Source organism: Halomonas sp. A11-A (assembly GCF_003182195.1).
In the GTDB taxonomy this organism is placed as follows: domain Bacteria; phylum Pseudomonadota; class Gammaproteobacteria; order Pseudomonadales; family Halomonadaceae; genus Halomonas; species Halomonas alkalicola.
Genome location: NZ_QGTM01000001.1, coordinates 242,638 through 268,067, shown reverse-complemented (window position 1 = coordinate 268,067; position 25,430 = coordinate 242,638). Strand labels below are relative to the sequence as shown.

The following is a 25,430-nucleotide window of genomic DNA, read 5'->3' as shown; positions in this document are numbered from 1 at the left end:
GTTACATGGCGAACGCTTCGAGATCCGGGAGGCCATGCGGCAGCAGGTGTTCGAGTACATTGAACTGGACGACAACCGGCAACGCCGGCACAGTGCGATTGGGCTGATCATCCCGGAGGCCTTCGAGGCCCGAATGACCTCTTAGACCGGTGTCCACCAATGCTGGGTAAGATCACCAACAGCAGAGGGCCCGCCAATGGCGGGCCCTCTGCGTTGTGGCTTTCCGTAAGCTTGCTTACTGGCGGTAGGCCGCTTCCTTCAGGGCACGGATACGGTCATCCAAGGGCGGGTGGCTGGCGAACATGCGCTCCATCAGCGAGCGGGTCTGGCCCTTGGTGATGGCCATGGCGCGCAGGGTGTCCGGCATCTGGTCGGGCATCTCGGTCTCCGCCTTGAGGCGGGCGAGGGCATTGATCATGGCGCCGGAGCCGGCGAGCTTGGCACCGGCGGCGTCGGCGCGGTACTCGCGGAAGCGCGAGAACCAGGCGACGATGGCCGAGGCGATGATGCCGAAGACGATCTCGGCGACGATCACCACCGCGAAGTAGCCCATGAAGCCGAGCCCCGCGCCGTCGCTGCGGCTCTTGAGGAACTGGTCCACCAGGTGGGCGACCACCCGGGCGAAGAACATCACGAAGGTGTTCACTACCCCCTGGATCAGCGCCAGGGTCACCATGTCGCCGTTGGCCACGTGGCCGATCTCGTGGGCCAGCACCGCGCGCACCTCCTCGGGGCGCATGCGGTTGAGCAGGCCGGCGGAGACCGCCACCAGGGCGTCATTCTTGTTCCAGCCGGTGGCGAAGGCGTTGGACTGCTGGGCGGGGAAGATGCCCACCTCGGGCGTCTTGATGCCGGCCTGGCGGGAGAGCTCCTCCACGGTGTCGAGCAGCCACTTCTCGGTGGCGTTGCTGGGCGTCTCGATGATCACGGTGCCGGTGCTGCGCTTGGCCATCCACTTGGAGAGGAACAGCGAGATCATGGAGCCGGCCATACCGACGATGAAGCAGAAGATCAGCAGGGAGTTGAAGTTGATGCCTTGGCTGCGCAGGTAGCCTTCCACCCCCAGCAGCCGCAGGGTGATGCTGGCGACGATAATGACGGCCAGGTTGGTGCCCAGAAAGAGCAGGATTCTCATCATGGTGGGGGTCTCCAATGGTTATCGGGGGAAAGGGGGCCGGAGTGAGGTGCCGCGCCGAGGCGCGGCGTTGAGAAGCATTAGCTTAGATACGGCCGGGGCCCGTGGGTTTCAAGCGCCGGGTGCCCTGGCCGGCGCCACTACTGGCGATAGCGCGACAGGAAGCGCTCGAAGCGCTCCAGGGCGTCGCCGAGCTGGTCGGCCCAGGGCAGGGTGACGATGCGCACGTGGTCCGGCTCCGGCCAGTTGAAGGCGGTGCCCTGGACCAGCAGGATCTTCTCCTGTAGCAGCAGGTCGAGCACCAGCTGCTGGTCGTCGCGGATGTTGTAGACCTTGGGGTCGAGCCGCGGGAAGGCGTAGAGCGCCCCCTTGGCCTTGACGCAGCTCACCCCTGGGATGGCGTTGAGCCTCTCATGGGTGATGTCGCGCTGGGCCAGCAGGCGCCCGCCGGGCAGGATCAGGTCGTTGATCGACTGGTAGCCGCCGAGTGCCGTCTGGATGGCGTGCTGGGCCGGCACGTTGGCACACAGGCGCATGGAGGCGAGCATGGTCAGCCCCTGGATGAAGTCGGCGGCGCGCTGCTTGGCGAGGTTGCCGGAGAGGATCATCCAGCCGGAGCGGAAGCCGGCGCAGCGGTAGCTCTTGGAGAGCCCGTTCATGGTCACTACCAACTGGTCCTCGCCGGCCAGGGCGCCGGTGGAGACGTGCTCGACGCCATCGTAGAGGATCTTGTCGTAGATCTCGTCGGAGAAGACCACCAGGTCGTGCTGACGGGCGATCTCCAGCAGCTCGCGCACCACCTCGGGCGGGTAGACGGCCCCGGTGGGGTTGTTGGGGTTGATGATCACGATGGCCCGGGTGTGGCTGGTCACCTTGCTGCGGATATCGTCGAGATCCGGCGCCCAGTCGGCCTGCTCGTCGCACAGGTAGTGCACGGCGCGTCCCCCGGAGAGGTTGGCGGCGGCGGTCCACAGCGGGTAGTCCGGCGCGGGGATCAGCACCTCGTCGCCGTCGTTGAGCAGCGCCTGCATGGCCATCACGATCAGCTCGGAGACGCCGTTGCCGATGTAGATGTCCTCGATGCCGACGCCGGGGATCTCCTTGCGCTGGCACTCCTGCATGATCGCCTTGCGCGCCGAGTAGAGCCCCTTGGAGTCGCAGTAGCCCTGGGCGGTGGGCAGGTTGCGCATCACGTCCTGGAGGATCTCCTCCGGCGCCTCGAAGCCAAACGGGGCGGGGTTACCGATGTTGAGCTTGAGGATGCGCTGGCCTTCCTCTTCCAGCCGCTTGGCGTGGTCGAGCACCGGGCCGCGGATGTCGTAGCAGACGTTGTGCAGCTTGTGCGATTTCCGGATCGGGGTGGTGTCCATGTCGTTCGGTGTCCAGTGTCCAGGGCGGCGGGCGAAGGGGGATTATGCGGTGTGGTCGGGGTCGGCGTCATCCTCGGCACAGGCCGGCTCTTCCACTGGCTCGGGGGGGATATCCGCCGGGGTCTCCAGGGTCAGGCGGCCGAGCTTGCCGTCGCGCAGCTCGTGGAGCAGCACCTCGGCGCCGCGGTGCAGGTCCACCTCGCCGCCGGGGCGCAGGCCGCCGCGGCGGCTGGCGATCTCGGCCAGGATGGCGTGGCCATCGAAGCTGGCCAGCGCCAGCAGGTCCACGCGCACCGGGCCGTCGGCCTCGACCCGCTCGGCCTCGGGGTTGGCGGTGTAGGCCGGCAGCGCCTTGAGCCGGTAGCGCGCGGTGAGCGCCTCGGGATAGCGGCGGGCCAGCTCGGCGGCGGTGACCACCGCCACGTCGACATAGTCGATGGCGGTATCGCGGATGGCGCCGCTGGCGGCCAGCCGATAGGCGCTGGCCTGGTCCTCGATCTTGGGCCACAGCACCCCGGGGGTGTCGATGATGGCGATGCGCCCGCCGATGCGCACCTTCTGCTGGCGCTTGGTCACCGCGGGCTCGTTGCCGGTCTTGGCGATGCTCCTGCCGGCCAGACCGTTGATCAGGGTCGACTTGCCGACGTTGGGAATGCCCATCACCATCACCCGCACGTCGCGGTCGGCGCGCACCTGGCCCGCCAGCTCGTGGCAGAGCTTGGGGATGCGCTTGAGCTCCCGGGCGTTGGTGGTGGTGACGGCGAGCGCGCGCATGTCGGGCTGAGCGTCGAAGTGGGCCACCCACTCCCGGGTGCGTTCGGGGTCGGCCAGGTCGGCCCGCGACAGCAGCTTCAGCACCGGCTTGTGACGGGTCAGCTGGGCGAGCATGGGGTTGGCGCTGGAGTAGGGCAGGCGGGCGTCGAGGACCTCGATCACCACGTCGATCTCCGGCAACGCCTCGGTGATCTGGCGGCGCGCCTTGTGCATGTGTCCCGGGTACCAGCCGAGCATGGGGGCCTCACTTGGGTCAGCCAAAAGAACGGCCGCCCATCTTACCAGATGGGCGGCCGTGGCAGGATGTGGCGTAAGGCGATTCCCTGGCGTGCTATTCTCCGGAGTGAAAGTCGATGGCCACCGAGTTGATGCAGTAGCGCAGCCCGGTAGTGTCCGGCGGGCCGTCGGGAAACACATGGCCCAGGTGGGCGTCGCAGTGGGCGCAGACCACCTCGGTGCGCACCATGCCGTGGGAGGTGTCGATATGCTCCTCGACGCTGTGCCGGCCGAGCGGGCGATCGAAGCTCGGCCAGCCGCAGCCGGCGTCGAACTTGTGCTCGTTCTCGAACAGCGGGGCGTTACAGCAGACGCAGTGGTAGATGCCGTGCTCGTCGCTGACCCGGTAGTGGCCGCTGAAGGGGGGCTCGGTGCCCTTCTCGCGGGTGACCCGGTACTGCTCGGGCGTCAGCTGCTGGCGCCACTCGGCCTCGCTCTTCTTTACCTTGGTTCGCATAGCCTCTCTCCTCGTCGTCGGGGCCTGTGAGCTCCTCTCATTGTGGCACCCCGTGGCGGGAATGTGACCGGCAACGGCCGCCCGGGGATCACGCCAGCTCAACGCTGAGCGCGCGCCGGGGCGAGCGCTCGTGAGGGAGCGCGGGCCTAGACGTTGAAGCGGAAGTGGATCACGTCGCCGTCCTGGACGATGTACTCCTTGCCCTCCAGGCGCCACTTGCCGGCGTCCTTGGCGGCCTGCTCGCCGCCGAGGCTGACGAAGTCGTCGTAGGCGATCACCTCGGCGCGGATGAAGCCCTTCTGGAAATCGGTGTGGATCACGCCGGCGGCCTCGGGGGCGGTGGCGCCCACCTTGACGGTCCAGGCGCGTACCTCCTTCACTCCGGCGGTGAAGTAGGTCTGCAGGCCGAGCAGGGCGTAGCCGGCGCGGATCACCCGGTCGAGGCCCGGCTCCTCCATGCCCATCTCGTCGAGGAACATGGCGCGCTCCTCGTCATCGAGCTCGGCGATCTCCGCCTCGAGCTGGTTGCACACCGGCACCACTACGGCGCCCTCGGCCTCGGCGATCTCGCGGACCACGTCCAGATAGGGGTTGGCCTCGAAGCCGTCCTCGTTGACGTTGGCGATGTACATGGTGGGCTTCAGGGTCAAAAAGCCGAAGCCCTTGAGCTGCTTCTTCTCGTCCTCGTCGAGGCCGAAGCTTCTCAGCGGCAGGCCCTCGGCCAGGTGGGGCTGGATGCGCTCGAGGATCGCCTTGGTGGCGATGGCCTCCTTGTCGCCGCCCTTGGCCACGCGCACCAGGCGCTGGATGGCGCGCTCCACGGTGTCCAGGTCGGCCAGCGCCAGCTCCATGTTGATGATCTCGATGTCCGCCCGCGGGTCCACCTGGTTGGCGACATGAATGACGTTGTCGTTGTCGAAGCAGCGCACCACGTGGGCGATGGCCTGGGTCTCGCGGATGTTGGCCAGGAACTTGTTGCCGAGCCCCTCGCCCTTGGAGGCCCCGGCTACCAGCCCGGCGATGTCGACGAACTCCATGGTGGTGGGCATCACCTTCTGCGGCTTGACGATCTCGGCGAGCCGGTCGAGGCGTGGGTCGGGCATCGGCACGATGCCGACGTTGGGCTCGATGGTGCAGAAGGGGAAATTCTCGGCGTCGATGCCGGACTTGGTGAGGGCGTTGAAGAGGGTCGACTTGCCGACGTTGGGCAGGCCGACGATACCGCAGTTGAAACCCATGGGATCGTCCTGGAAAGCGTGTTCGCGATTGGAAGGTGGCGTCTATTCTACGCGGGCGAAGCGCGTTTGAAACGTTAGGCGCTCTTGAAACTGTGCAGCCGGTTCATGGCCTTGACCCAGTCCCCGGCCAGCGCCTGGGGCAGGGTGGCCAGGCACTCGTCGATGGCCGCCTGGATGGCGCCATGCTCGGCCTTGCCGGGGCGCCCCAGCACGAAGTGGGTCACCTGTTTGGCATCGCCCGGGTGGCCGATGCCGAGGCGCAGGCGGTGGAAGCCGCGCTCGTTGCCCAGGGCGCTGATGATGTCGCGCAGTCCGTTGTGGCCGCCGTGGCCGCCGCCGGTCTTGTAGCGGGCGGTGCCGGGGGGGATGTCCAGCTCATCGTGGGCCACCAGCAGCTCGTCCGGGGCGATCTTGTAGAACTGGCAGAGGGCCGCCACGGCGCCACCGCTGCGGTTCATGAAGGTCGTCGGGTTGAGCAGATGGAGGTCGTGGCCCTCGAACTGCACCCGGGCATGGAGCCCGAGGAACTTGCGGTCGGGGCGCAGCTCGGCCCCTGCGCGGCGGGCCACCGCCTCCACCAGCCAGGCGCCGGCATTGTGGCGGGTGGCCTCGTAGTCGGCGCCGGGGTTGCCCAGCCCGATGATCGCTCTGACCTGACTCATGGGTTGCCTCCAAAAAAAATCAAGCGCCGGGGCGCTTGATCGTAACCGGAAGGGGCCGTGCCTGGCACGGCCCCGGGCGGTCGGATGGAGCGGTGAGGATTACTCCTCGCCTTCCTCGCCTTCCTCGCCTTCACCGGCTGCCTCGCCACCGCGGGCCTTGGGCTTGGTGATGCTGAGGATCGCCTGGTTGTGGTCCTCGCCGTGGGTCAGCTCGACCAGGGTCACGCCGGCCGGCAGGACCAGGTCGGTCAGGTGCAGGGTAGAACCCAGCTCGACGTCGGTGATGTCCACTTCCAGGAAGTCCGGCAGGTCCTTCGGCAGGCAGCTGATCTGGACTTCGTTGGCCAGCACGTGCAGCTCGCCGCCGTTATCCTTGATGGCCTTGGACTTCTCTTCGCCCACCACGTGCAGCGGCACGTTGATGGTGATCTCGTGGGTGGCGTCCACGCGCAGGAAGTCAGCGTGGGTGATCAGCGGCTTGAAGGGGTGACGCTGCATGTCACGCACCACGACCTGCTCGCTCTTGCCGTCGATGACCAGGTTGATCACGGAGGAGAAGAAGGACTCGCTCTCGGCGGCCTTGTAGAAGGCGGACTTCTCGACGGAGATCGGCTGGGGCGCCTTCTCACCACCGTAGACGATGGCCGGCACCTGGAGGTTCTCACGACGCAGGCGGCGGCTCGCACCTTTCCCCAGGTCGTTACGAACGCTGGCGTTTAGGGTAAAATCAGACATGGTATTGCCTCTTCAGTGAAGTAAGGAAGGCGCCGCGGCCCGCGACCTGACCGTGACGCTTCCAGTTGCCCCGCAGGGCGCTTTCCGGCGCGGTTCCCGAGGCGTGTGCCTCAGTGGAACATGGCGCTGACGGATTCCTCGTTGCTCACCCGACGGATCGCCTCGGCGATCAGCCCGGCCACGCTGAGCTGGCGGATATGGCCACAGCGGCGTGCGTTGTCGGAGAGCGGAATGGTATCGGTGACCACCACCTCGTCGAGCACCGAGCCGACGATGTTGTCGACCGCAGGCCCCGAGAGGATGGGGTGAGTGGCGTAGGCCACCACGCGCTGGGCGCCGTGCTCCTTGAGGGCCTCGCCGGCTTTGCACAGGGTGCCGGCGGTGTCGATCATGTCGTCGACCACCACGCAGTTGCGCCCCTCGATCTCGCCGATGATGTGCATCACCTGGGCCTGGTTGGCGGAGGGGCGACGCTTGTCGATGATGGCGAGATCGGCGTTGAGCTGCTTGGCGATGGCGCGTGCACGGACCACGCCGCCCACGTCGGGGGAGACCACCACCAGGTTCTCGTAGTTCTGGCGCTCGATGTCGTCGAGCAGGATCGGCGAGCCGTAGACGTTGTCCACCGGCACGTCGAAGAAGCCCTGGATCTGGTCGGCGTGCAGGTCCATGGTCATCACCCGGTCGACGCCGGCCTTGACCAGCATGTCGGCGACGATCTTGGCGGAGATGGGCACCCGGGCGGAGCGCACGCGACGATCCTGGCGGGCGTAGCCGAAGTAGGGCACCACGGCGGTGATGCGGTGGGCCGAGGCGCGACGCAGGGCGTCCACCATCAGCACCAGCTCCATCAGGTTGTCATTGGTCGGTGCACAGGTGGACTGGAGGACGAAGACGTCCTTGCCGCGCACGTTCTCGTTGATCTCGACCGCGATCTCGCCGTCGCTGAACTGACCGACCGTGGCGTTGCCCATGCGGGTGTCCAGACTCTCGGCGATCTTCCGGGCGAGTTCGGGATTGGCGTTCCCGGCGAAAACCATCAATTTTGACACGCGCAGCCACCTATGCAGGGTTGGGTCATCAGGAGTCGAGTTCCACAGCGTCATGCCCCAAGACGTCGTGGTCCAGAACATCATGGTCCAGAACATCATGGAGAGGGGAGCGGTTCAGGCCGCGGGCCTTGAAGGCCGGCCAGCGCCCGGCGATCTCGGCCAGCAGCCGGTCGGCTGCGGCCTCGCTGGCCAGACGGGCGAAGATGCAGGCGCCGGTGCCGGTCAGCAGGGCCGGTGCTCGTGCCGATAGCCAGTCGAGCGCCTCCGCCACGGGCGGATAGAGGGCCCTGACCGTGGCCTCGCAGTCGTTGCGCCAGCTCGACGCACCCCCCTGAAGTGCGCGCGCCATGGTAATCGGGGGGGTGTGGCGTGTCAATTCGGGGGCCCCGAACACCGCTGGGGTGGAGACCGCTACGCCGGGATGCACCACCACGAACCAGGGGGTGTCGAGCTCGACGGGGGTGAGGCGCTCACCGACCCCCTCTCCCCAGGCGGCGTGACCGCGTACGAACACCGGCACGTCGGCGCCCAGGGCGAGCCCCAGCTCGGCCAGGCGGTCCAGGGTCAGCCCCAGCCGCCACAGGGCATTGAGCCCGAGTAGGGCGGTGGCGGCATCGCTGCTGCCGCCGCCCAGGCCGCCGCCCAGCGGCAGGCGCTTCTCGAGATGGATCTCGGCGCCCAGCCGGCAGCCGCTCTCGGCCTGCAGCGCACGGGCAGCGCGCACGATCAGGTTCTCCTCGGCGGGCACCCCGGGAATCTCCGGGGTCAGGCGGATCTCGCCATCCTCGCGAAGGTGGAAGCGCAGGGTGTCGCCGTGGTCGAGGAACTGGAACAGCGTCTGCAGCTCGTGGTAGCCGTCCGGGCGGCGGCCGACGATATGCAGCAGGCGGTTGAGCTTGGCCGGGGCCGGCAGGACGAGGGGCTCGTTCATCGCCCTACTCATCGACCACGGGGCGCCAGTCGGTGACCACCAGGGTCACGCGCAGGTCGCCGTAGGTCATCACCAGCCGGCGGGGCAGCCAGAGCCCCTCGGCCAGGCTCCAGTCGCGGTACTCGATCTCCCAGCCGTCCTGCGAAAGCCGCTGGGGGAAGCCCAGCTCATCCTCTTCCAGGCGGTAGTCGCTCTGCGAGCCGGGCAGGCCGCGTACCCAGTCCTGCAGAGCGCCCATCGGCAGCGACCAGCCGAGCTGCTCCTCCATCAGCGCCTCGGGTGTCTCGGCCTCGAAGCGGCCCTCGGAGGTGGTCAGCGAGAAGCGCCCCTCGCGGCCCTCCAGAGTGCTGCGCCCGCTGCCGAAGGGGCCGCTGAGCAGCATCCTGTAGTAGTGGGGGTGTTGGCTCCAGTCGAGGTTGGCGCTGGTGCCCTCCTCAGAGGTGCGCAGTCCGACGCGTGCCACCAGGATCCAGGTGTCCAGGGCCTCGGTGCGCTCGGCCTGGGCCTGCCACTGGCCGGCGGCGCGCTCGCCATCCGGGGCGGGCGTGCGGCCGGCACAGCCGGCCAGCAGTAGCAGGGCGAGCAGGGGGATCAGCAGCGTCGTCAGGGAACGTGGCGTCATGGGTGTCTCGTGGCAGTAGTCGGTGAGTGTCGGGCCTTCAGCGGGCCAGCTCGGGGATGCGCCGCAGCAGGTCATCGACCAGCGGGCGCTGGTCGAAGCGCTCGAGGGCCTCGGCCAGGCGCTCGCGGGCTTCGGCGCGCCGCTCCAGGGCCCACAGCACCTCGATCAGGTGGGCGGCGATCTCCTGGTCCGGCATCTGGGCATAGGCGCGCTCGAGCCAGGTCAGGGCGCGCTCGGGGTCGCCCAGGCGATAATAGACCCAGCCCAGACTGTCCATGATGGCGGGGTTGCCGGGGTCGAGCTCGTGGGCACGCTCGATCATCTCGCGCGCCTCGTCGAGACGCTCGGTGACGTTCAGGTCGGCCAGGGTGTAGCCCAGGGCGTTGAGGGCCATGGCGTTGTCCGGGTTGCGCTCGATGATGCGCCCCAGGTCGCGCTCCATCCCCTCGGGGTCGCCGGCCTCCCAGGCGCGCATGGCGCGCAGGTAGAGCAGCTGCTCGTCGTTGGGGGTGCGGTCGAGCTCGCGGTCGAGCAGGGCGGTGGCCTCGTCGGCGAGCCCCTCGCGCTCCAGCAGCTCCACCTCGAGGCCGACCAGATCGGCGAAGTAGGCCTCATGGCGCAGCCGCTCGATGCGCAGAAAGGCGCGGGCGTCGAGCAGGCGATCATCCTCGATCAGCATCTCGGCGGCGCGCAGGCGTGCCGCCAGGAACTCCGGCCCCGGTGCTACCTGGCGGTAGTAGAGCAGGGCGTTGTCCACCTCGCCCTCCGCCTCGGCGGTGGTGCCGAGCAGGTAGAAGGCCATGGGCGGGGTACCGGGCTCGTCCACCAGCGGCAGCAGCAGGCGGCGGGCGGCCTCGGTGGCGCGCTCCTCGAGGTAGAGGCGGGCCAGTGACAGGCGCAGCTCCGCGTTGCCGGGATGATCCTCCAGCAGGGCGTCGGTGCTCGCCTCGGCGGCGGCGACGTTGCCCAGGCGCAGCTCGCTCTGGGCCAGCAGCAGGATGAAGCGGGCATCGTCCGGTGAGATGGAAAGCCCGCGCCGCGCCGCCTCGCGGGCGCCGCGGTGGTCGCCGCGCTCCTGGGCCAGGCGCGCCCGGGTCAGCCACAGCGCCGGCAGCTCCGGCGCACTCTGGCCCAGCCGTTCCAGACGGCGCTCGGCGGCGGCGGTGTCGCCGCTGGAGACCTCCAGCAGCGCGGTGGCAAGCTCCGCGTCCTGGCGGGCTGCGCCCTGTGGCGCGCGGGGCAGCCAGGGGCGGAGCAGCGCCAGCAGCGGTGCCGGGTCGGCGTTCTCGCCAAGTGCCGCCTCGACGAAGGCGGTCAGGTCGCTCTCGCTGCCACGCTCGATCAGCGCCAGGCGCTGGCGCAGCGCATCGGGCCAGTCGCCGCGCTGCACCGCCAGCCCCGCGAGCAGCCGCGAGGGCGCCTCGGCCTCGGGGGCCAGCGCCTGCCAGCGGTCGGCGGCCCGGGCCAGCAGTTCGCGGTCGCTGCTGAAGCTGGCGGCCAGGGCGGCGCGCTCGGCCAGGGCCGGGGCGGCGTAGCGCTCGGTGGCCTCCAGATAGCCCAGGGCGGCGCGGCGGTAGTCGCCGCGCTGGCCGGCGAGCTCCGCGGTGAGCAGGCCGGCCAGCCCCTCGGCGTCCAGGCCGCGCGCGATGGGGGGCGCGCCGGCCAGCGGATCGTCCAGCGGCTCGCCGGCCCCGCCCACGGCCGATAGCGTCTGGCAGCCGGCGAGCAGCATGGCCAGCGCCAGCGGGGCCAGGCGGGCGGAGAGCGGGCGTAGTGACGAGGGGAGAGCGGCAGGCATGGGGTTCTCGCTGGCAGGGCCGAGGGGTCAGCATAACGGCTTGACCGGCGTGGGCAAAGCGCACCACCGAAGGCGGCCAAGCGGGCGACGCTATGGTAGAATCCACCCCCCAATGATCAGGACGCCGCCAAGGCCGGCCACCACCAGTAAAGATGCCCGACGGATGACGCTGCTTGCCCTAGGAATCAACCATCGAACCGCCACCGTCGAGGTGCGCGAGCAGGTGGCCTTTACCCCCGCCCAGCTGGAAACGGCGCTCGGCGAGCTGCTCGGTTTGCCCCAAGTCAAGGAAGCAGCGGTTCTCTCGACCTGCAACCGTACCGAACTCTACTGCGTCACCGAGCCCCAGGGGGAGATGGCGATCCTCGACTGGCTGGGGCGCTTCCATGGCCTGCCGGTGGCGGACCTCTCGGCCTGCGCCTATCACTATTTGGATCACGAGGCCGCCCGCCACCTGATGCGGGTGGCCGTGGGCCTCGACTCCATGGTGCTCGGTGAGCCGCAGATCCTCGGCCAGCTCAAGGATGCCTACCAGGCCAGCCGCGAGGCCCGCGGGCTCGGCAAGGAACTCGAGTGCCTCTTCCAGCACACCTTCGCGGTGGCCAAGCAGGTGCGCACCGAGACCGGTATCGGTCGCAACCCCGTCTCCGTGGCCTATGCGGCGGTGAGCCTGGCCAGCCGCATCTTCGATGACTTCGGTCGCGCCCGGGCCCTGCTGATCGGCGCCGGCGAGACCATCGAGCTGGTGGCGCGCCACCTCTTCGAGGCCGGCGTGCGCCAGATCACCGTGGCCAACCGCACCCGGGAGCGGGCCGAGCTGCTGGCCGGCGGCCTGGGCGGGCGCGCCATCACCCTGGACGCCATTCCCGAGGCGCTGGTCGAGGCCGATATCGTCATCTCCTCCACGGCGGCGCCGCTGCCGATCATCGGCAAGGGCATGGTGGAGCGGGCCCTGAAGGCGCGCCGCCACCGCCCCATTTTCATGGTCGACATCGCCGTGCCCCGGGACATCGAGCCCGAGGTGGGCAGGCTCGCCGACATCTTCCTCTACTCCGTCGATGACCTTCAGGAGGTGATCGAGGAGAATCGCCGTCACCGCCAGGTGGCCGCCGACCAAGCCGAGTCGCTGATCGAGCACGGGGTGGGCGCCTGGCTCCACGAGCGGCGCATCCGCGGTGGCGGCGAGCTGATCCACGACTACCGTTCCCGCGCCGAGAGCCTGCGCGACCACTCCCTGGAGCAGGCCCTGGCGCGGCTCGGCCGCGGCGAGGACCCCGAGGCGGTGGTGCGCCGCCTGGCCCACCAGCTGACCAACCGGCTGCTGCACGGCCCCACCGTGGCGCTGCGCGAGGCCGCCTCCGCCGAGCGTCACGACCTGCTCGAGGCCGCCGGCGCCCTGCTGCTCGGCGCCGCCCCTGACAAGACCCGATAGGACAACCCATGAAAGCTTCCCTGCGTGCGCGTCTCGACGCCTTCGGCGAGCGCTTCGAGGAGCTCGCCGCCCTGTTGGCGGATCCCGAGGTGATCGGCGACCAGTCCCGCTTCCGCGACTACTCCCGCGAATACGCCGAGCTCGAGGCGCTGGTGGAGGCCTGGCGCGAGTACCGTGGCGTGGAGGACGACATCGCCGACGCCCAGCAGCTCGCCTCCGACAGCGACCCGGAGATGCGCGAGCTGGCCGAGCTGGAGCTGGCCGAGGGGCGCGACAGGCTCGCGGCCATGGAGGTGCGCCTCAAGCAGCTGCTGGTGCCGAAGGATCCCGACGACGGTCGCAGCGTCTTCCTGGAGGTGCGCGCCGGCACCGGCGGCGACGAGGCGGCGCTGTTTGCTGGTGACCTCTTCCGTATGTACTCCCGCTACGCCGAGCAGCACGGCTGGAAGGTCGAGGTGGTGAGTGCCAGCCACGGCGAGCAGGGCGGCTACAAGGAGATCATCTCGCGCATCAAGGGCGAGGGGGTCTATGCACGGCTCAAGTTCGAGTCCGGCACCCACCGGGTGCAGCGGGTGCCGGCCACCGAGTCCCAGGGGCGCATCCACACCTCCGCCTGCACCGTGGCGGTGATGCCCGAGGCCGATGCGGTGGGCGACATCGACATCAATCCCGCCGACCTGCGGGTCGACACCTTCCGTTCCAGCGGCGCCGGCGGCCAACACGTCAACACCACCGACTCCGCGATTCGCATCACCCACCTGCCCAGCGGCGTGGTGGTGGAGTGCCAGGAGGAGCGCAGCCAGCACAAGAACCGCGCCAAGGCGATGTCGCTGCTCGCCGCGCGCCTCAAACAGAGCGCCGAGGCCTCGCGCCGCCAGGCCCAGGCCGACGAGCGCAAGAGCCTGGTGGGCTCCGGGGATCGCAGCGAGCGCATCCGCACCTACAACTACCCCCAGGGGCGGGTCACCGACCACCGCATCAACCTGACCCTCTACAAGCTGGCTGAGGTGATCAGCGGTGAGCAGCTCGACGAGGTGATCGAGCCGTTGATCCACGAGTATCAGGCGGAGCAGCTCGCCGCCCTGCAGCAGGAGAGCTGATGCGCCTCGATGCCCTGCTGGTGGCCTCGGCGGCGCGCCTGGCGGCGGCCGGCTCGCCCACCCCGCGCCTCGACGCCGAGGTGCTGCTCTGCCACCTGCTCGAGGTCGATCGCACCTGGCTCTACACTTGGGGGGATCGCGAGGCGGACCCCGCCACGGCCGAGCGCTTCGCCGCCCTGCTGGCACGCCGCGAGGCGGGCGAGCCGGTGGCCTATCTCACCGGCGAACGGGAGTTCTGGGGGCTGCGCCTGGCCACCGAACCGAGCACCCTGATCCCGCGTCCCGATACCGAGACCCTGGTCGAGGCCGCCCTGGAGAAGGCGGGCGCTGCCACCGGGCGGCTGCTGGATCTCGGCACCGGCACCGGCGCCATCGCGCTCGCCTTCGCCAGCGAGCGGCCGGGCTGGCGAGTGCTGGGAGTGGATATCCGTGCCGAGGCGGTGGCGCTCGCCCGCCGCAACGCCGCGCGGCTCGCCATCGCCAACGCCGAGTTCCGACAGAGCGACTGGTTCGCGGCCCTCGAGGAGGGCCGGGAGAACGGCGTCACCGAACGCTTCGACCTGATCGTCTCCAATCCCCCCTATCTGGCCGACGACGACCCCCACCTGGCCCGTGGCGATGTGCGCTTCGAGCCGGTGAGCGCCCTGGTGGCCGACGAGGGCGGCCTGGCCGACCTCCATCACCTGGTGCGCACGGCCCGGGAGCACCTGGCCACAGCGGGCTGGCTGCTGCTCGAGCACGGCGCCGAGCAGGGCGGGGCGGTGCGCCAGGCCCTGATCGAGGCCGGCTATGACGAGGTGGCGACCCGCCGCGACCTGGCCGGCCTCGAGCGGGTCAGCCTGGGGCGCTGGCCGGGGCGTTGAGGGTTCAACTGGAGGCGATCGGTGGGGGTGTGGTACACCTTGATCAGAAAATAACACCTAAAGCCGTCGTGATTTCATGCCTGAAGACCACAATGCCGCTCTCCTGGCAGTGGTTTGCAGTCGGATCGACTGTCGCGCCGGCATGTTCTGCCACTCCCGAGACCGAGCAGCCGCCACCGCCATGAAAGCCAAGTCCCGCGCCCTCGACCGCATCGACCTCAAGATCCTGCGCTGCCTGCAGGAGAACGCCCGCATCTCCTACGTTGACCTCGCCGCCCAGGTGGGGCTCTCCACCACGCCCTGTCTCGAACGGGTCAAGCGCCTGGAGCGCGCGGGCGTGATCCGCGGCTACAAGGCGGTGCTCGATCCCCGGGCGCTCAAGGCCAACCTGCTGGTGTTCGTGGAGATCAGCCTGGAGACCCAGTCGCCGGCGGTGTTCGACGAGTTCCGTCGCGCCGTGGCCAAGCTGCCGCAGATTCAGGAGTGTCACCTGGTCTCCGGGCAGTTCGACTACATCCTGAAGTGCCGCATCCCCGAGATGGCCGCCTATCGACAGCTACTCGGCGACGTGGTGCTGACCCTGCCGGGGGTCAAGGAGTCCAAGAGCTATGTGGTGATGGAGGAGGTGAAAGAGGAGTTCACCCTCCACGTGCCCGACATCGAGGAGTTCGAGAACAAGTGACCATGCACGACGCCGACCTGCTGCGCTACAGCCGCCAGATCATGCTGGCCCAGATCGACATCGAGGGGCAGGAGCGGCTGCTGGCCGGCCGGGCCCTGGTGGTGGGCGCCGGCGGGCTCGGCTCCCCGGTGGCCCTCTACCTGGCCGCCGCTGGGGTAGGACGGCTGACGCTGGCCGATGCCGACGCGGTGGAACTCTCCAACCTGCAGCGCCAGATCGCCCACGGCGAGGCGGACCTGGGCCGCAACAAGGCTGAGTCCGCCCGCGATGCGGCGCGGGCCCTGAACCCCGGCTGTGTGATCGAGACCCTGACCGCCCATCTCGCGGGCGAGGCCATGGCCGCGGCGGTGGCCGAGGCCGATGTGGTGCTCGACTGCACCGACCGCTTCTCCAGCCGCTACGCCATCAACGCCGCCTGCCGCGCGGCCGGCGTGCCGCTGGTCTCCGGGGCGGCGATCCGCTTCTCGGGGCAGCTGGCGGTGTTCGACCCCCGCGATCCCGGCGGCCCCTGCTACGCCTGCCTCTATCCCCCGGACGATCGCGGCGACGAGGCGCTCTCCTGCGCCGAGAGCGGCGTGGTGGCTCCCCTGGTGGGGCTGATCGGCAGCTTCCAGGCCCTGGAGGCGATCAAGCTGCTCAGCTGGGCCGGCACCCCCCACCGCGGGCTCTCCACCTTCGACGGCCTCACCGGCCAGTGGCGCCACTTCAAGGTGCCCCGGGATCCCGCCTGCCCGGTCTGCGGTGGCTGAGGCCTGGCGGCCGCTGGTCGTCATTTCTTGACGCCTGAGGCATCGCGAACGGGGGGTGGTGGCGAGAGAGGCGGGCTCCCAGTGAGCCTTGCTCGGCTGCCAGGTGTGGCGTTGTTATTGAATACTTGACAATTTAGCGTCGGCTGATGTCAAACTGTTCTGAGAGCAGAGCCCCACGGCCCTCCATCCCACAACAACGAGCGCACTGCGCATGACCGCATCGGCGATCCCCTCTTCCCGCCTCGATCGGCGTCCGGCCTCCTGGTACCGCGACTCCATCGCCGTCGACCCCGGCCCCTGTCCCCCGCTGGCGGGGGAGGTGCGTGCCGACGTCTGCGTGATCGGCGGCGGGATCACCGGCTGCTCGGCGGCGCTGCACTTGGCCGAGCGGGGCTATTCGGTGGTGCTGCTGGAGGCCAGCGAGATCGGTTTCGGTGCCTCCGGGCGCAGCGGTGGCCAGATCCTGCCGGGGCTTGGCACCGACATCGCCACCGTGGAGCGGGCGCTGGGCCTCGGCGCTGCCCGTGACATCTGGGCCATGAGCCGCGAGGCGGTGGCGCTCACCGCCGAGCTCATCGAGCGCCATGCCATCCCCTGCGATCTCGCCTGGGGCTACCTGCACGCCGCGGTGAAGCCGCGCCACGTGCGCGAGCTCAAGGCCTTCCGCGACCGCCTGGCCCGCGACTACGGCTACGAGGCGATGACCTGGCTCGAGGGCGAGGCCCTGCGCGAGCGGGTGGTCAGCGATGCCTATCCCGGCGCCCTCCACGAGAGTGAGGCGGGGCACCTGCACCCGCTCAACTACACCCTGGGGCTGGCCCGCGCCGCCCGCCTCGCCGGCGCGGTGCTCCACGAGGGCAGCCCGGCGCTCGCGATCGAGCGCGGCGCTCCCCACCGGGTGGTCACGCCCGGCGGCAGCGTCACCGCCGACATCGTGGTGCTGGGCACCAACGCCTTCCGGCACCGCCTGGTGCCGGAGCTCGCCGGCCGGGTGATGCGCGCCGCCAACTACCTCATCGCCACCGAGCCCCTCGGCGCCGAACGCGCCGCCCAGGTGCTGCCGAAGAACGATGCCCTCTCGGACGCCAACTTCGTGCTCGACTACTATCGTCTCTCCGCCGACCGGCGGCTGATCTATGGCGGCGAGGTGAGCTATACCGGGCGTGAGCCCCGCGGCCTTCAGGCGCGCATGGACGCCAAGATCGCCCGGCTCTTCCCGGTGCTGCGTGGCGTCGCCATCGACTACCGCTGGGGCGGCGAGGTGGCCATCACCCTCAACCGGGCGCCGGACTTCGGCCGCATCGGCCAGACGCTCTACTATGCCCAGGGCTACTCCGGCCACGGCATGGCGCTGGCGGGGCTGGCCGGCAAGCTGATGGCGGAGGCGGTGGCCGGCCAGTGCGAGCGCTTCGATGCCTTCGCCGCCATACCCCACCGGCGCTTTCCCGGCGGAGAGTGGCTGCGCACGCCGCTGCTGGTGCTGGCCACCACCTTCTACAAGCTGCGCGATCGACTATGATGAGCGCCCGGGCCCCGGGCGACTGACGAGGTTCCCATGAAAGACCTGGAAGGCTGGCTCAAGGAGCGACGCATCACCGAGGTGGAGTGCCTGGTGGCGGATATCACCGGCATCGCCCGCGGCAAGATCACCCCGGTGTCGAAGTTCGTCGGCGAGAAGGGCATGCGCCTGCCGGAGAGTGTGCTGCTGCAGTCGGTGACTGGCGACTACGTCGAGGACGACATCTACTACTCGCTGCTCGACCCCGCCGACATCGACATGGTCTGCAAGCCCGATGCGGGGGCGGCCTACCCGGTGCCCTGGGCGCTGGAGCCCACCGCCCAGGTGATCCACGACTGCTTCGACAAGATGGGCAATCCCATCGAGCTCTCCGCCCGCAACCAGCTCAAGCGCGTGCTGGCGCTCTACGCCGAGCAGGGCTGGCGCCCCATCGTGGCGCCGGAGATGGAGTTCTACCTCACCAAGCGCTGCGAGGACCCGGACCTGCCGCTGCAGCCGCCCATCGGCAGAAGCGGCCGCCAGGAGACCGGCCGCCAGTCCTTCTCCATCGACGCCGCCAACGAGTTCGACCCGCTCTTCGAGGACATGTACGACTGGTGCGAGGCCCAAGGGCTGGATATCGACACCCTGATCCACGAGGAGGGCACCGCCCAGATGGAGATCAACTTCCGTCACGGCGACCCGCTGACCCTGGCCGACCAGATCTTCCTGTTCAAGCGCACCATGCGCGAGGCGGCGCTCAAGCACGACGTGGCCGCTACCTTCATGGCCAAGCCGGTGACCAACGAGCCGGGCAGCGCCATGCACATCCATCAGAGCGTGCTGGACGCGAAGAGCGGCAAGAGCGTCTTCTCCAACGCCGACGGCACCATGAGCCAGCTCTTCCTGCACCATATCGGCGGGCTGCAGAAGTTCATCCCCGAGGCGCTGCCGCTGATGGCCCCCAACGTCAACTCCTTCCGCCGCTTCCTGCCCGACACCTCGGCGCCGGTCAACGTGGAGTGGGGGGAGGAGAACCGCACCTGCGGCCTGCGGGTGCCCGACTCCAGCCCCCAGAACCGCCGGGTCGAGAACCGCCTGCCGGGGGCCGACGCCAACGCCTACCTGGCCATCGCGGCGTCCCTGCTGTGCGGCTACCTGGGGATGATCCAGAAGCTCAATCCTTCGGCCCCGGTGCAGGGGCGCGCCTTCGAGCGCCGCAACCTGCGCCTGCCCTTCACCCTGGAGCAGGCCCTGGAGCGCATGGAGCACTGCGCTGAGCTGGAGACCTACATGGGCAGCAAGTTCGTGACCGGCTTCGTGGCGGTCAAGCGGGTGGAGAACGAGAACTTCAAGCGCGTGATCAGCTCCTGGGAGCGGGAATTCCTGCTGTTGAGTGTCTGATGCGCACCCAGCGTTGAGAGCGCCCCGCCGCGGGCCGCTACGCTGACTTCATCGGGCCCGGCCCAGGGCAACCGATAACAACAAGCGACCGAAGAGGTGATCAGGATGATGCAAGCCAAGCAACTCTCACTGGCCGTAGCCGCCGCCGGGCTGGCGCTGGGGGCCGCCGCCGCCCAGGCGGCAGGCGAGGTACGGATCTACAACTGGTCGGACTACATCGCGCCGGACACCCTGGAGAAGTTCACCGAGGCCACCGGCATCGAGGTGATCTACGACGTCTACGACAGCAACGAGGTGCTGGACGCCGCGCTGCTCGCCGGCCGTTCCGGCTATGACGTGGTGGTGCCCTCCAACCACTACCTGACCCGCCACATCAGCGCCGGGGTCTACCAGGAACTCGATCACGACAAGCTGCCCAACATGGCCAACCTCAACCCGGAGCTGATGGATGACCTGGAGTTCGTCGACCCGGGCAGCCGCTACTCGATTCCCTACATGTGGGGCACCAACGGCATCGGCTACATCGAGGAGCGGGTCCTTGCGATCCTCGGCGACGACGCCCCGGTGGACTCCTGGGCGCTGCTCTTCGACCCCGAGATCACCACCGCGCTGCACGAGGGGGGCTGCGGTATCTCCATGCTCGACTCCGGCGACGAGATGCTCTCGCCGGCCATGGCCTACCTGGGGCTCTCGCCGCTCTCCGAGGAGAGTGCCGACCTGGAAGCCGCCGGCGACCTGATCGCCGCGATGCGCGACAACGTCACCTACTTCCACTCTTCGCGCTACATCACCGATCTCGCCAACGGCGACATCTGCGTGGCGGCGGGCTACTCCGGCGACATCTTCCAGGCCGCCGACCGCGCCGAGGAGGCGGGCCGCGACTTCACCATCCGCTACAGCATCCCCAAGGAGGGCGCCGCGCTCTGGTTCGACATGATGGCGATCCCCGCCGATGCGCCGAATCCTGACAACGCCCACGCCTTCATCAACTTTATCCTGGAGCCCGAGATCGCCGCCGCGATCACCGAGTACGTGGTCTACGCCAACCCCAACCTGGCGGCCAACGAGTATCTCGATCCCGACATCCTCAACGACCCGGCCATCTACCCGGACCAGGAGGTGATGGACAACCTCTACGTGGCCGAGGAGAAGCCGCTGGCCGTGCAGCGCGTGCGCACCCGGGTCTGGAACCGCGTCAAGTCGGGGCGCTGAAACGCATCCCAATGAGCTGTCAGGGGCGCTGGAGGCAGGCGTGAGCGGAGGTCCTACGCCAGGGAAGGTGTCGGTAGCGCCCAAGGAGGGGGCACAGCGCCTCCGCGAATGGCATGCCGTCGGATCAGCCCCGAGTTTCCATGCCTCTCAGCGTGCGGTGGCAATCACTTATCAGAGGAGATGTCGATGCCACAGAACCAGACCGCGGCGCGTCCGCCCGGGCGACGCACCGGCGAGGCGCTGGTCGAGATCCGCCGCATCAGCAAGCGCTTCGACGGCGTGCTGGCGGTGGACGACGTCAACCTGACCATCCGCCAGGGCGAGATCTTCGCCCTGCTGGGCGGTTCGGGTTCCGGCAAGTCGACCCTGCTGCGCATGCTGGCGGGGTTCGAGAAGCCAAGCGAGGGCCAGATCCTGCTCGACGGTCAGGACATCACCGCCATGCCGCCCCATGAGCGGCCGATCAACATGATGTTCCAGTCCTACGCGCTCTTTCCCCACATGACGGTGGCCCAGAACATCGCCTTCGGGCTCAAGCAGGACCGCCTGCCCCGGGCCGAGATCGAGCAGCGGGTGGCCGAGATGCTCAAGCTCGTGCATATGGAGGGCTTCGCCAAGCGTCGCCCCCACCAGCTCTCCGGCGGCCAGCGCCAGCGGGTGGCCCTGGCCCGCTCGCTGGCCAAGCGGCCTAAGCTGCTGCTGCTCGACGAGCCCATGGGGGCGCTGGACAAGAAGCTGCGCACCGAGATGCAGCTCGAGGTGGTGGCGATCCTCGAGCGGGTTGGGGTGACCTGCATCATGGTAACCCACGACCAGGAGGAGGCGATGACCATGGCCGATCGCGTGGTGATCATGTCAGATGGCTGGATCGCCCAGGTGGGCAGCCCCATGGACATCTACGAGAGTCCGGCGAGCCGCATGGTGGCCGAGTTCGTGGGCACCGTGAACCTCTTCGAGGGGGAGATCCGCGTCGACGAGGCCGACCACTGCATCATCGCAAGCCCGGCACTCGGGCGCGATATCCGTATCGGCCACGGGGTCTCGACCCAGGCCGACGAGCGCCGGGTGTGGGTGGCCATCCGCCCGGAGAAGACCACGCTCACCCGCACGCGCCCGGAGGGCGAGCACAACTGGACCGCCGGTACGGTGGAGGATATCGCCTACCTGGGCGGGCTCTCGGTCTACTACGTGCGCACCGAGGCCGGCGCCCTGGTCAAGGCGAGCCTGGCCAACGTGGAGCGTCGCGGCGACCGCCCCGGCTGGGACGAGCCGGTCTACGTCAGCTGGGACGAGATGAGCGCCGTGGTGTTGCATGAGTGAGCCGCATGAATAGCCCTGCATGAGCGAGCGTTGCACGAATGGCTCGGCACGCGTGAGCCCAAACAAGTGAGGAGCCCCATGAAATCGACTCCCCTCGAGCGCCTCTCGCGCCGCCTGCGCCCGGGGCGCGGCTGGGTCATTGCCGTGCCGCTGATCTGGCTGAGCCTCTTCTTCCTGGCGCCCTTCGCCATCGTGCTCAAGATCAGCCTCTCCGAGGCGGCCATCGCGGTGCCCCCCTACCAGCCGATCCTCGACTTCACCGCCGGGACCCTCAACATCGCCCTGAACTTCGGCAACTACCTCTTCCTGGCCAGCGATTCACTTTACGTGGCGGCCTACTGGGGCTCGGTGAAGATCGCCTTCTTCTCGACGCTCTTCTGCCTGCTGATCGGCTACCCCATGGCCTATGCCATGGCCCGGGCCCCGGCGCGCTGGCAGCTGGTGCTGCTGCTGCTGGTGATGCTGCCCTCCTGGACCTCCTTCCTGATCCGGGTCTACGCCTGGATGGGGATCCTGAGCACCAATGGCCTGCTCAACAACCTGCTGCTGTGGATCGGCCTCATCGACTCGCCGCTGCGCATGATGAACACCAACTTCGCGGTGATGCTGGGTATCGTCTATGCCTACCTGCCCTTCATGATCCTGCCGCTCTACGCCAACCTGACCCGGCTCGACGATTCGCTGCTGGAGGCCGCCGCGGACCTCGGCTCCCGGACCTTCAACACCTTTCTGAAGGTGACCCTGCCGCTCTCCAAGGGGGGGATCATCGCCGGCTCCATGCTGGTCTTCATCCCTGCGGTAGGGGAGTACGTGATTCCGGAGCTGCTCGGTGGCCCCAACACGGTGATGATCGGCAAGGTGCTGTGGGAGGAGTTCTTCCTCAACCGCGACTGGCCGGTGGCCTCGGCGCTGGCCATGGTGATGCTGCTGCTGCTGCTGATCCCCATCGCGCTGTTCCATCGCTACCAGTCCCGCGAGCTGGAGGAGTGACCATGCGCCGATCCGTCACCCCGCCGTCGTTCACCACCCTGATGCTGATCCTGGGGCTGCTGTTCCTCTACCTGCCCATGGTGGTGCTGGTGGTCTACTCCTTCAACTCGTCGCGGCTGGTGACGGTCTGGGCGGGCTTCTCCGGGCGCTGGTACCTGGAGCTGCTGCGCGACCGGCAGATACTCGCCGCGGTGTGGACCAGCCTGCGCATCGCCTTCTTCTCCGCTACCATGGCGGTCTGCCTCGGCACCCTGGCCGCCTTCGTGATGACCCGCTTCGGCCGCTTTCGCGGCAAGACCGCGCTCTCCAGCATGATCACCGCGCCTCTGGTAATGCCGGAGGTGATCACCGGCCTGTCGCTGCTGCTGCTCTTCGTGCAGATGGCCCAGATCGTCGGCTGGCCGGCGGATCGCGGCATGGCCACCATCTGGATCGCCCATACCACCTTCTGCAGCGCCTACGTGGCGGTGGTGGTGTCGTCGCGGCTGCGCGAGGTGGACCGTTCCATCGAGGAGGCGGCCATGGACCTCGGCGCGCCGCCGGTGAAGACCTTCTTCCAGATCACCCTGCCGGTGATCGCCCCGGCCCTGGCTGCGGGCTGGCTGCTGGCCTTCACCCTGTCGCTGGATGACCTGGTGATCGCCAGCTTCGTCTCCGGCCCCGGTGCCACCACCCTGCCCATGGTGGTCTTCTCCTCGGTACGCATGGGCGTCTCGCCCAAGATCAACGCCCTGGCCACCCTGATCATCCTGGCGGTATCGCTGGCCACCTTCCTGGCCTGGTACTTCATGCGCCGCAGCGAGGCGCGCCGCCTGGCCGCCCTGCGCCAGCAGGAGACGCCCTGATGTCCCCTTCGCAGAGTCTGGAGCCCTCTCATGCCTGACTATCCCGCCGGCGAGCACGTCGCCTCCTGGTACGCCGCCACCGCCAACCCCGCCCCCGAGCGCCCGGCGCTCGCCGGGGAGGTCGAGTGCGACGTCTGCGTGGTGGGGGCCGGCTTCACCGGCATCTCCGCGGCGCTGCACCTGGCCGAGCGCGGCCTCTCGGTGGTGGTGCTGGAGGGGGCCAGGGTGGGCTTCGGCGCCAGCGGGCGCAACGGCGGCCAGATCGTCAACAGCTACAGCCGCGACATGGACGTGATCGAGGCGAAGTATGGCGCCCAGACCGCCCGCGCCCTGGGCGACATGGCCTTCGAGGGTAGCCGCATCATCCGCGAGCGGGTGGCGACCTACGCCATCGACTGCGACCTGCGCGACGGCAACCTCTTCGCCGCCTGCAACCGCAAGCAGCTGGCCGGGCTGCGCGAGCACAAGGCGCTCTGGGAGCGCTACGGCTACCGGGAGCTGGAGCTGCTGGAGGGGGAGGGGGTGAAGCGCGAGGTCAACTCCGACCGCTACGTGGGCGCCCTGGTGGACCACGGCGGTGGCCACCTGCATCCCCTGAACCTGGTGCTGGGCCAGGCCGCGGCGCTCGAGTCGCTCGGCGGGCGCATCTTCGAGCAGTCGGCGGTGCGCGAGGTGATCCACGGCGAGCCGGTCACCCTGCGCACCGCCGGCGGGCGGGTGCGCGCCGAGCGGGTGGTGATGGCCGGCAACGCCTACCTTCGCGGGGTGCTGCCGGAGATCGAGGGCCGCTCGATGCCCTGCGGCACCCAGATCATCACCACCGAGCCCCTCGGCGAGGCCCGGGCCCGGGCGCTGATACCCAACGGCCTGGCGGTGGAGGACTGCAACTACCTGCTCGACTACTACCGGCTGACCCGCGACAATCGGCTGCTCTACGGCGGCGGAGTCAACTACGGCGGCGAGGACCCGGCCGACATCACCGCGGTGATCCGGCCCAAGATGCTGGCTACCTTCCCGGGCCTTGCCGACGTCAAGGTGGACCACGCCTGGAGCGGTACCTTTCTGATGACGCTCAACCGGCTGCCCCAGTTCGGGGTGGTCAACGGCAACGTCTACTACGCCCAGGGCTACTCCGGTCACGGCGTCACCTGCACCCACCTGGCCGGCAAGCTGATCGCCGAGGTGATCCATGGCCAGGGTGAGCGCTTCGACGCCTTCGCCGGCATTCCCCACCTGCCGTTCCCCGGCGGGCGGCTGCTGCGAGTGCCGCTCTCGGCGCTGGGCGCCTGGTACTACTCGACCCGGGACCGTCTGGGGCTCTGAGGGCCAACCGGGACCGCTTGGGGCACTGACCCCCGGGCGCCACCGGCCTGTCGCATCCCTGCGACAGCCGGTCAGATAATGGGGAAACCCTGTCCGCGCCCTCCACCGGGTGGCGCGGGCGCCTATAATGCCCCTATCGCGGTGGCGCAGGAGGCCCCGCCGCGGCTCTCATCGTCACCATCACCGAACTGAGTCATCCACGCCTGGAGCCATGCGAGTTTCAGCGACGGGCGCCCGTACGCCCGCGAGGAGGAGAACCATGAGCAAGTCGATCATCGTGGGGTCCAGCCTGGCCGTCCTGGGGCTGGGGGGGCTGGCCTTCGGCGCCTGGCAGGTCCAGGAGAACCGCGCGCCCGAACCGCAGTTTGCCGAGATCCTTGACGTCGCGGCGGCCACCCGCAGCGTGGAGCGCCCCCGTGAGGTGTGCGAAGACGTGGAGAAGGTGGTCAGCGTCGAGGTGCCGGTGGAGGTGCCCGTCCAGGTGCCCGTCACCCAGGCCGCGCCCTCAGGCCCCGGGGCGAGCCAGGACCCCCATCGCGTCGTCGGCACCGCGGCCGGGGCCATCGTCGGCGGCCTGCTGGGCAACCAGGTGGGCGGCGGCAGCGGCAAGAAGCTGGCCACCGTGGCCGGTGCCATCGGCGGCGGCCTGGCCGGGCGCGAGGTGCAGAACCGCGTCGAAGCCCGCCAGCACGCCCAGGCGGGTAGCCAGGTCCAGTACGAGACCCGCTACGAGACCCGTTACGAGACCCAGAACCAGACCGTGACCGAGCGGCAGTGCCAGACGGTGATGGAGAGCCACGAGGAGCACCTCGGCTACGACGTCACCTATCGCCTCAACGGCGAGGAGCTGACCCGGCGCATGGAGAGCGCCCCCCAGGCCGAGCGCCTCCCGGTCGTCGAGGGCGAGGTGCAGTGGCAGGCCGCCCTGCAGGAGGCCGAGCCCCAGCGCGAGGGCTGAGCAA

24 protein-coding genes and 1 pseudogene are annotated in these 25,430 nt (G+C 69.1%); 14 read left to right on the top strand and 11 right to left on the bottom strand.

What is annotated here, in order from left to right:
* Position 1 precedes the first annotated feature (1 nt).
* Positions 2–145 (top strand): annotated as a pseudogene (locus DER72_RS16320) (IS3 family transposase); the annotation flags it as partial.
* Positions 146–235: 90 nt separating this feature from the next.
* On the opposite strand, the gene htpX reads toward DER72_RS16320, so the two are convergent.
* The 11 genes from htpX to DER72_RS01230 all read right to left on the bottom strand — a co-directional run bounded on the left by htpX (position 236) and on the right by DER72_RS01230 (position 11,050).
* Complete coding sequence (gene htpX / locus DER72_RS01280; protein ID WP_110068196.1) at positions 236–1,138, bottom strand: protease HtpX; 903 nt, start codon at positions 1,136–1,138, stop codon at positions 236–238.
* 137 nt (positions 1,139–1,275) lie between these two features.
* Positions 1,276–2,505 carry a pyridoxal phosphate-dependent aminotransferase gene (locus tag DER72_RS01275; protein WP_110068195.1) on the bottom strand — a complete coding sequence of 410 codons (1,230 nt, stop codon included), beginning with the start codon at positions 2,503–2,505 and terminating at the stop codon, positions 1,276–1,278.
* 42 nt (positions 2,506–2,547) lie between these two features.
* Positions 2,548–3,516: a ribosome biogenesis GTPase YlqF gene (gene ylqF / locus DER72_RS01270; RefSeq protein ID WP_110068194.1), complete on the bottom strand. Its 969-nt coding sequence runs from the start codon at positions 3,514–3,516 to the stop codon at positions 2,548–2,550.
* A gap of 94 nt (positions 3,517–3,610) precedes the next feature.
* Complete coding sequence (gene msrB / locus DER72_RS01265; RefSeq protein ID WP_110068193.1) at positions 3,611–4,012, bottom strand: peptide-methionine (R)-S-oxide reductase MsrB; 402 nt, start codon at positions 4,010–4,012, stop codon at positions 3,611–3,613.
* Between the two features lie 146 nt (positions 4,013–4,158).
* Positions 4,159–5,250, bottom strand: a complete 1,092-nt coding sequence (ychF, locus tag DER72_RS01260; RefSeq protein WP_110068192.1) for a redox-regulated ATPase YchF — start codon at positions 5,248–5,250, stop codon at positions 4,159–4,161.
* Positions 5,251–5,324: 74 nt separating this feature from the next.
* Entirely contained in the window at positions 5,325–5,912 is a 588-nt protein-coding gene (pth, locus tag DER72_RS01255) for an aminoacyl-tRNA hydrolase (RefSeq protein WP_110068191.1), read from the bottom strand.
* A 99-nt stretch (positions 5,913–6,011) separates the two neighbouring features.
* A complete protein-coding gene (locus DER72_RS01250) occupies positions 6,012–6,647 on the bottom strand; it encodes a 50S ribosomal protein L25/general stress protein Ctc (RefSeq protein ID WP_110068190.1) in 636 nt (211 codons plus the stop codon).
* A gap of 110 nt (positions 6,648–6,757) precedes the next feature.
* On the bottom strand, positions 6,758–7,699 hold the full coding sequence (locus DER72_RS01245) for a ribose-phosphate pyrophosphokinase (RefSeq protein WP_181395578.1): 942 nt from the start codon (positions 7,697–7,699) through the stop codon (positions 6,758–6,760).
* Between the two features lie 28 nt (positions 7,700–7,727).
* The gene (gene ispE, locus DER72_RS01240; protein ID WP_110068188.1) at positions 7,728–8,630 is read right to left on the bottom strand and encodes a 4-(cytidine 5'-diphospho)-2-C-methyl-D-erythritol kinase; all 903 of its coding nucleotides are present in this window, start codon (positions 8,628–8,630) and stop codon (positions 7,728–7,730) included.
* A 4-nt stretch (positions 8,631–8,634) separates the two neighbouring features.
* Complete coding sequence (gene lolB, locus DER72_RS01235) at positions 8,635–9,252, bottom strand: lipoprotein insertase outer membrane protein LolB (RefSeq protein ID WP_110068187.1); 618 nt, start codon at positions 9,250–9,252, stop codon at positions 8,635–8,637.
* A gap of 37 nt (positions 9,253–9,289) precedes the next feature.
* Positions 9,290–11,050, bottom strand: coding sequence for a tetratricopeptide repeat protein (locus DER72_RS01230; RefSeq protein WP_110068186.1), 1,761 nt, complete (start codon positions 11,048–11,050; stop codon positions 9,290–9,292).
* A 163-nt stretch (positions 11,051–11,213) separates the two neighbouring features.
* Between DER72_RS01230 and hemA the strand changes: the two genes are divergently transcribed.
* From hemA to DER72_RS01165, 13 genes are all read left to right on the top strand, one after another.
* A complete protein-coding gene (gene hemA / locus DER72_RS01225; RefSeq protein ID WP_110068185.1) occupies positions 11,214–12,482 on the top strand; it encodes a glutamyl-tRNA reductase in 1,269 nt (422 codons plus the stop codon).
* 8 nt (positions 12,483–12,490) lie between these two features.
* Positions 12,491–13,582, top strand: coding sequence for a peptide chain release factor 1 (prfA, locus tag DER72_RS01220; protein ID WP_110068184.1), 1,092 nt, complete (start codon positions 12,491–12,493; stop codon positions 13,580–13,582).
* Complete coding sequence (prmC, locus tag DER72_RS01215) at positions 13,582–14,445, top strand: peptide chain release factor N(5)-glutamine methyltransferase (RefSeq protein WP_110068183.1); 864 nt, start codon at positions 13,582–13,584, stop codon at positions 14,443–14,445. The genes prfA and prmC overlap by 1 nt, the downstream gene beginning before the upstream one ends.
* A gap of 181 nt (positions 14,446–14,626) precedes the next feature.
* Positions 14,627–15,127 carry an Lrp/AsnC ligand binding domain-containing protein gene (locus DER72_RS01210; protein ID WP_110068182.1) on the top strand — a complete coding sequence of 167 codons (501 nt, stop codon included), beginning with the start codon at positions 14,627–14,629 and terminating at the stop codon, positions 15,125–15,127.
* 2 nt (positions 15,128–15,129) lie between these two features.
* Positions 15,130–15,876, top strand: a complete 747-nt coding sequence (locus DER72_RS01205; protein WP_110068181.1) for a molybdopterin-synthase adenylyltransferase MoeB — start codon at positions 15,130–15,132, stop codon at positions 15,874–15,876.
* A gap of 211 nt (positions 15,877–16,087) precedes the next feature.
* Positions 16,088–17,395 carry an FAD-binding oxidoreductase gene (locus tag DER72_RS01200; protein WP_110068180.1) on the top strand — a complete coding sequence of 436 codons (1,308 nt, stop codon included), beginning with the start codon at positions 16,088–16,090 and terminating at the stop codon, positions 17,393–17,395.
* 36 nt (positions 17,396–17,431) lie between these two features.
* Positions 17,432–18,778 carry a glutamine synthetase family protein gene (locus DER72_RS01195; protein WP_110068179.1) on the top strand — a complete coding sequence of 449 codons (1,347 nt, stop codon included), beginning with the start codon at positions 17,432–17,434 and terminating at the stop codon, positions 18,776–18,778.
* A gap of 108 nt (positions 18,779–18,886) precedes the next feature.
* Positions 18,887–19,990, top strand: coding sequence for a polyamine ABC transporter substrate-binding protein (locus DER72_RS01190; RefSeq protein ID WP_375153251.1), 1,104 nt, complete (start codon positions 18,887–18,889; stop codon positions 19,988–19,990).
* Positions 19,991–20,176: 186 nt separating this feature from the next.
* A complete protein-coding gene (locus tag DER72_RS01185; RefSeq protein ID WP_181395577.1) occupies positions 20,177–21,310 on the top strand; it encodes an ABC transporter ATP-binding protein in 1,134 nt (377 codons plus the stop codon).
* A 78-nt stretch (positions 21,311–21,388) separates the two neighbouring features.
* Entirely contained in the window at positions 21,389–22,300 is a 912-nt protein-coding gene (locus tag DER72_RS01180; RefSeq protein ID WP_110068176.1) for an ABC transporter permease subunit, read from the top strand.
* 2 nt (positions 22,301–22,302) lie between these two features.
* Entirely contained in the window at positions 22,303–23,145 is an 843-nt protein-coding gene (locus tag DER72_RS01175) for an ABC transporter permease subunit (RefSeq protein WP_110068175.1), read from the top strand.
* A 30-nt stretch (positions 23,146–23,175) separates the two neighbouring features.
* On the top strand, positions 23,176–24,468 hold the full coding sequence (locus DER72_RS01170) for an FAD-binding oxidoreductase (RefSeq protein ID WP_110068174.1): 1,293 nt from the start codon (positions 23,176–23,178) through the stop codon (positions 24,466–24,468).
* A 259-nt stretch (positions 24,469–24,727) separates the two neighbouring features.
* Positions 24,728–25,426, top strand: a complete 699-nt coding sequence (locus tag DER72_RS01165; RefSeq protein ID WP_110068173.1) for a glycine zipper 2TM domain-containing protein — start codon at positions 24,728–24,730, stop codon at positions 25,424–25,426.
* Positions 25,427–25,430: the final 4 nt, after the last annotated feature.

Bases quoted from the DNA above. Each gene is read 5' to 3' on its own strand.
- DER72_RS01275 (WP_110068195.1), bottom strand. From the start codon at position 2,505: ATGGACACCACCCCGATCCGGAAATCGCACAAGCTGCACAACGTCTGC.
- DER72_RS01205 (WP_110068181.1), top strand. From the start codon at position 15,130: ATGCACGACGCCGACCTGCTGCGCTACAGCCGCCAGATCATGCTGGCC.
- htpX (WP_110068196.1), bottom strand. From the start codon at position 1,138: ATGATGAGAATCCTGCTCTTTCTGGGCACCAACCTGGCCGTCATTATC.
- prfA (WP_110068184.1), top strand. From the start codon at position 12,491: ATGAAAGCTTCCCTGCGTGCGCGTCTCGACGCCTTCGGCGAGCGCTTC.
- DER72_RS01185 (WP_181395577.1), top strand. From the start codon at position 20,177: ATGCCACAGAACCAGACCGCGGCGCGTCCGCCCGGGCGACGCACCGGC.
- DER72_RS01175 (WP_110068175.1), top strand. From the start codon at position 22,303: ATGCGCCGATCCGTCACCCCGCCGTCGTTCACCACCCTGATGCTGATC.
- pth (WP_110068191.1), bottom strand. From the start codon at position 5,912: ATGAGTCAGGTCAGAGCGATCATCGGGCTGGGCAACCCCGGCGCCGAC.
- ychF (WP_110068192.1), bottom strand. From the start codon at position 5,250: ATGGGTTTCAACTGCGGTATCGTCGGCCTGCCCAACGTCGGCAAGTCG.
- DER72_RS01250 (WP_110068190.1), bottom strand. From the start codon at position 6,647: ATGTCTGATTTTACCCTAAACGCCAGCGTTCGTAACGACCTGGGGAAA.
- DER72_RS01190 (WP_375153251.1), top strand. From the start codon at position 18,887: ATGCAAGCCAAGCAACTCTCACTGGCCGTAGCCGCCGCCGGGCTGGCG.
- lolB (WP_110068187.1), bottom strand. From the start codon at position 9,252: ATGACGCCACGTTCCCTGACGACGCTGCTGATCCCCCTGCTCGCCCTG.
- DER72_RS01210 (WP_110068182.1), top strand. From the start codon at position 14,627: ATGAAAGCCAAGTCCCGCGCCCTCGACCGCATCGACCTCAAGATCCTG.
- hemA (WP_110068185.1), top strand. From the start codon at position 11,214: ATGACGCTGCTTGCCCTAGGAATCAACCATCGAACCGCCACCGTCGAG.
- DER72_RS01170 (WP_110068174.1), top strand. From the start codon at position 23,176: ATGCCTGACTATCCCGCCGGCGAGCACGTCGCCTCCTGGTACGCCGCC.
- DER72_RS01200 (WP_110068180.1), top strand. From the start codon at position 16,088: ATGACCGCATCGGCGATCCCCTCTTCCCGCCTCGATCGGCGTCCGGCC.
- msrB (WP_110068193.1), bottom strand. From the start codon at position 4,012: ATGCGAACCAAGGTAAAGAAGAGCGAGGCCGAGTGGCGCCAGCAGCTG.
- prmC (WP_110068183.1), top strand. From the start codon at position 13,582: ATGCGCCTCGATGCCCTGCTGGTGGCCTCGGCGGCGCGCCTGGCGGCG.
- ylqF (WP_110068194.1), bottom strand. From the start codon at position 3,516: ATGCTCGGCTGGTACCCGGGACACATGCACAAGGCGCGCCGCCAGATC.
- ispE (WP_110068188.1), bottom strand. From the start codon at position 8,630: ATGAACGAGCCCCTCGTCCTGCCGGCCCCGGCCAAGCTCAACCGCCTG.
- DER72_RS01180 (WP_110068176.1), top strand. From the start codon at position 21,389: ATGAAATCGACTCCCCTCGAGCGCCTCTCGCGCCGCCTGCGCCCGGGG.
- DER72_RS01230 (WP_110068186.1), bottom strand. From the start codon at position 11,050: ATGCCTGCCGCTCTCCCCTCGTCACTACGCCCGCTCTCCGCCCGCCTG.
- DER72_RS01195 (WP_110068179.1), top strand. From the start codon at position 17,432: ATGAAAGACCTGGAAGGCTGGCTCAAGGAGCGACGCATCACCGAGGTG.
- DER72_RS01165 (WP_110068173.1), top strand. From the start codon at position 24,728: ATGAGCAAGTCGATCATCGTGGGGTCCAGCCTGGCCGTCCTGGGGCTG.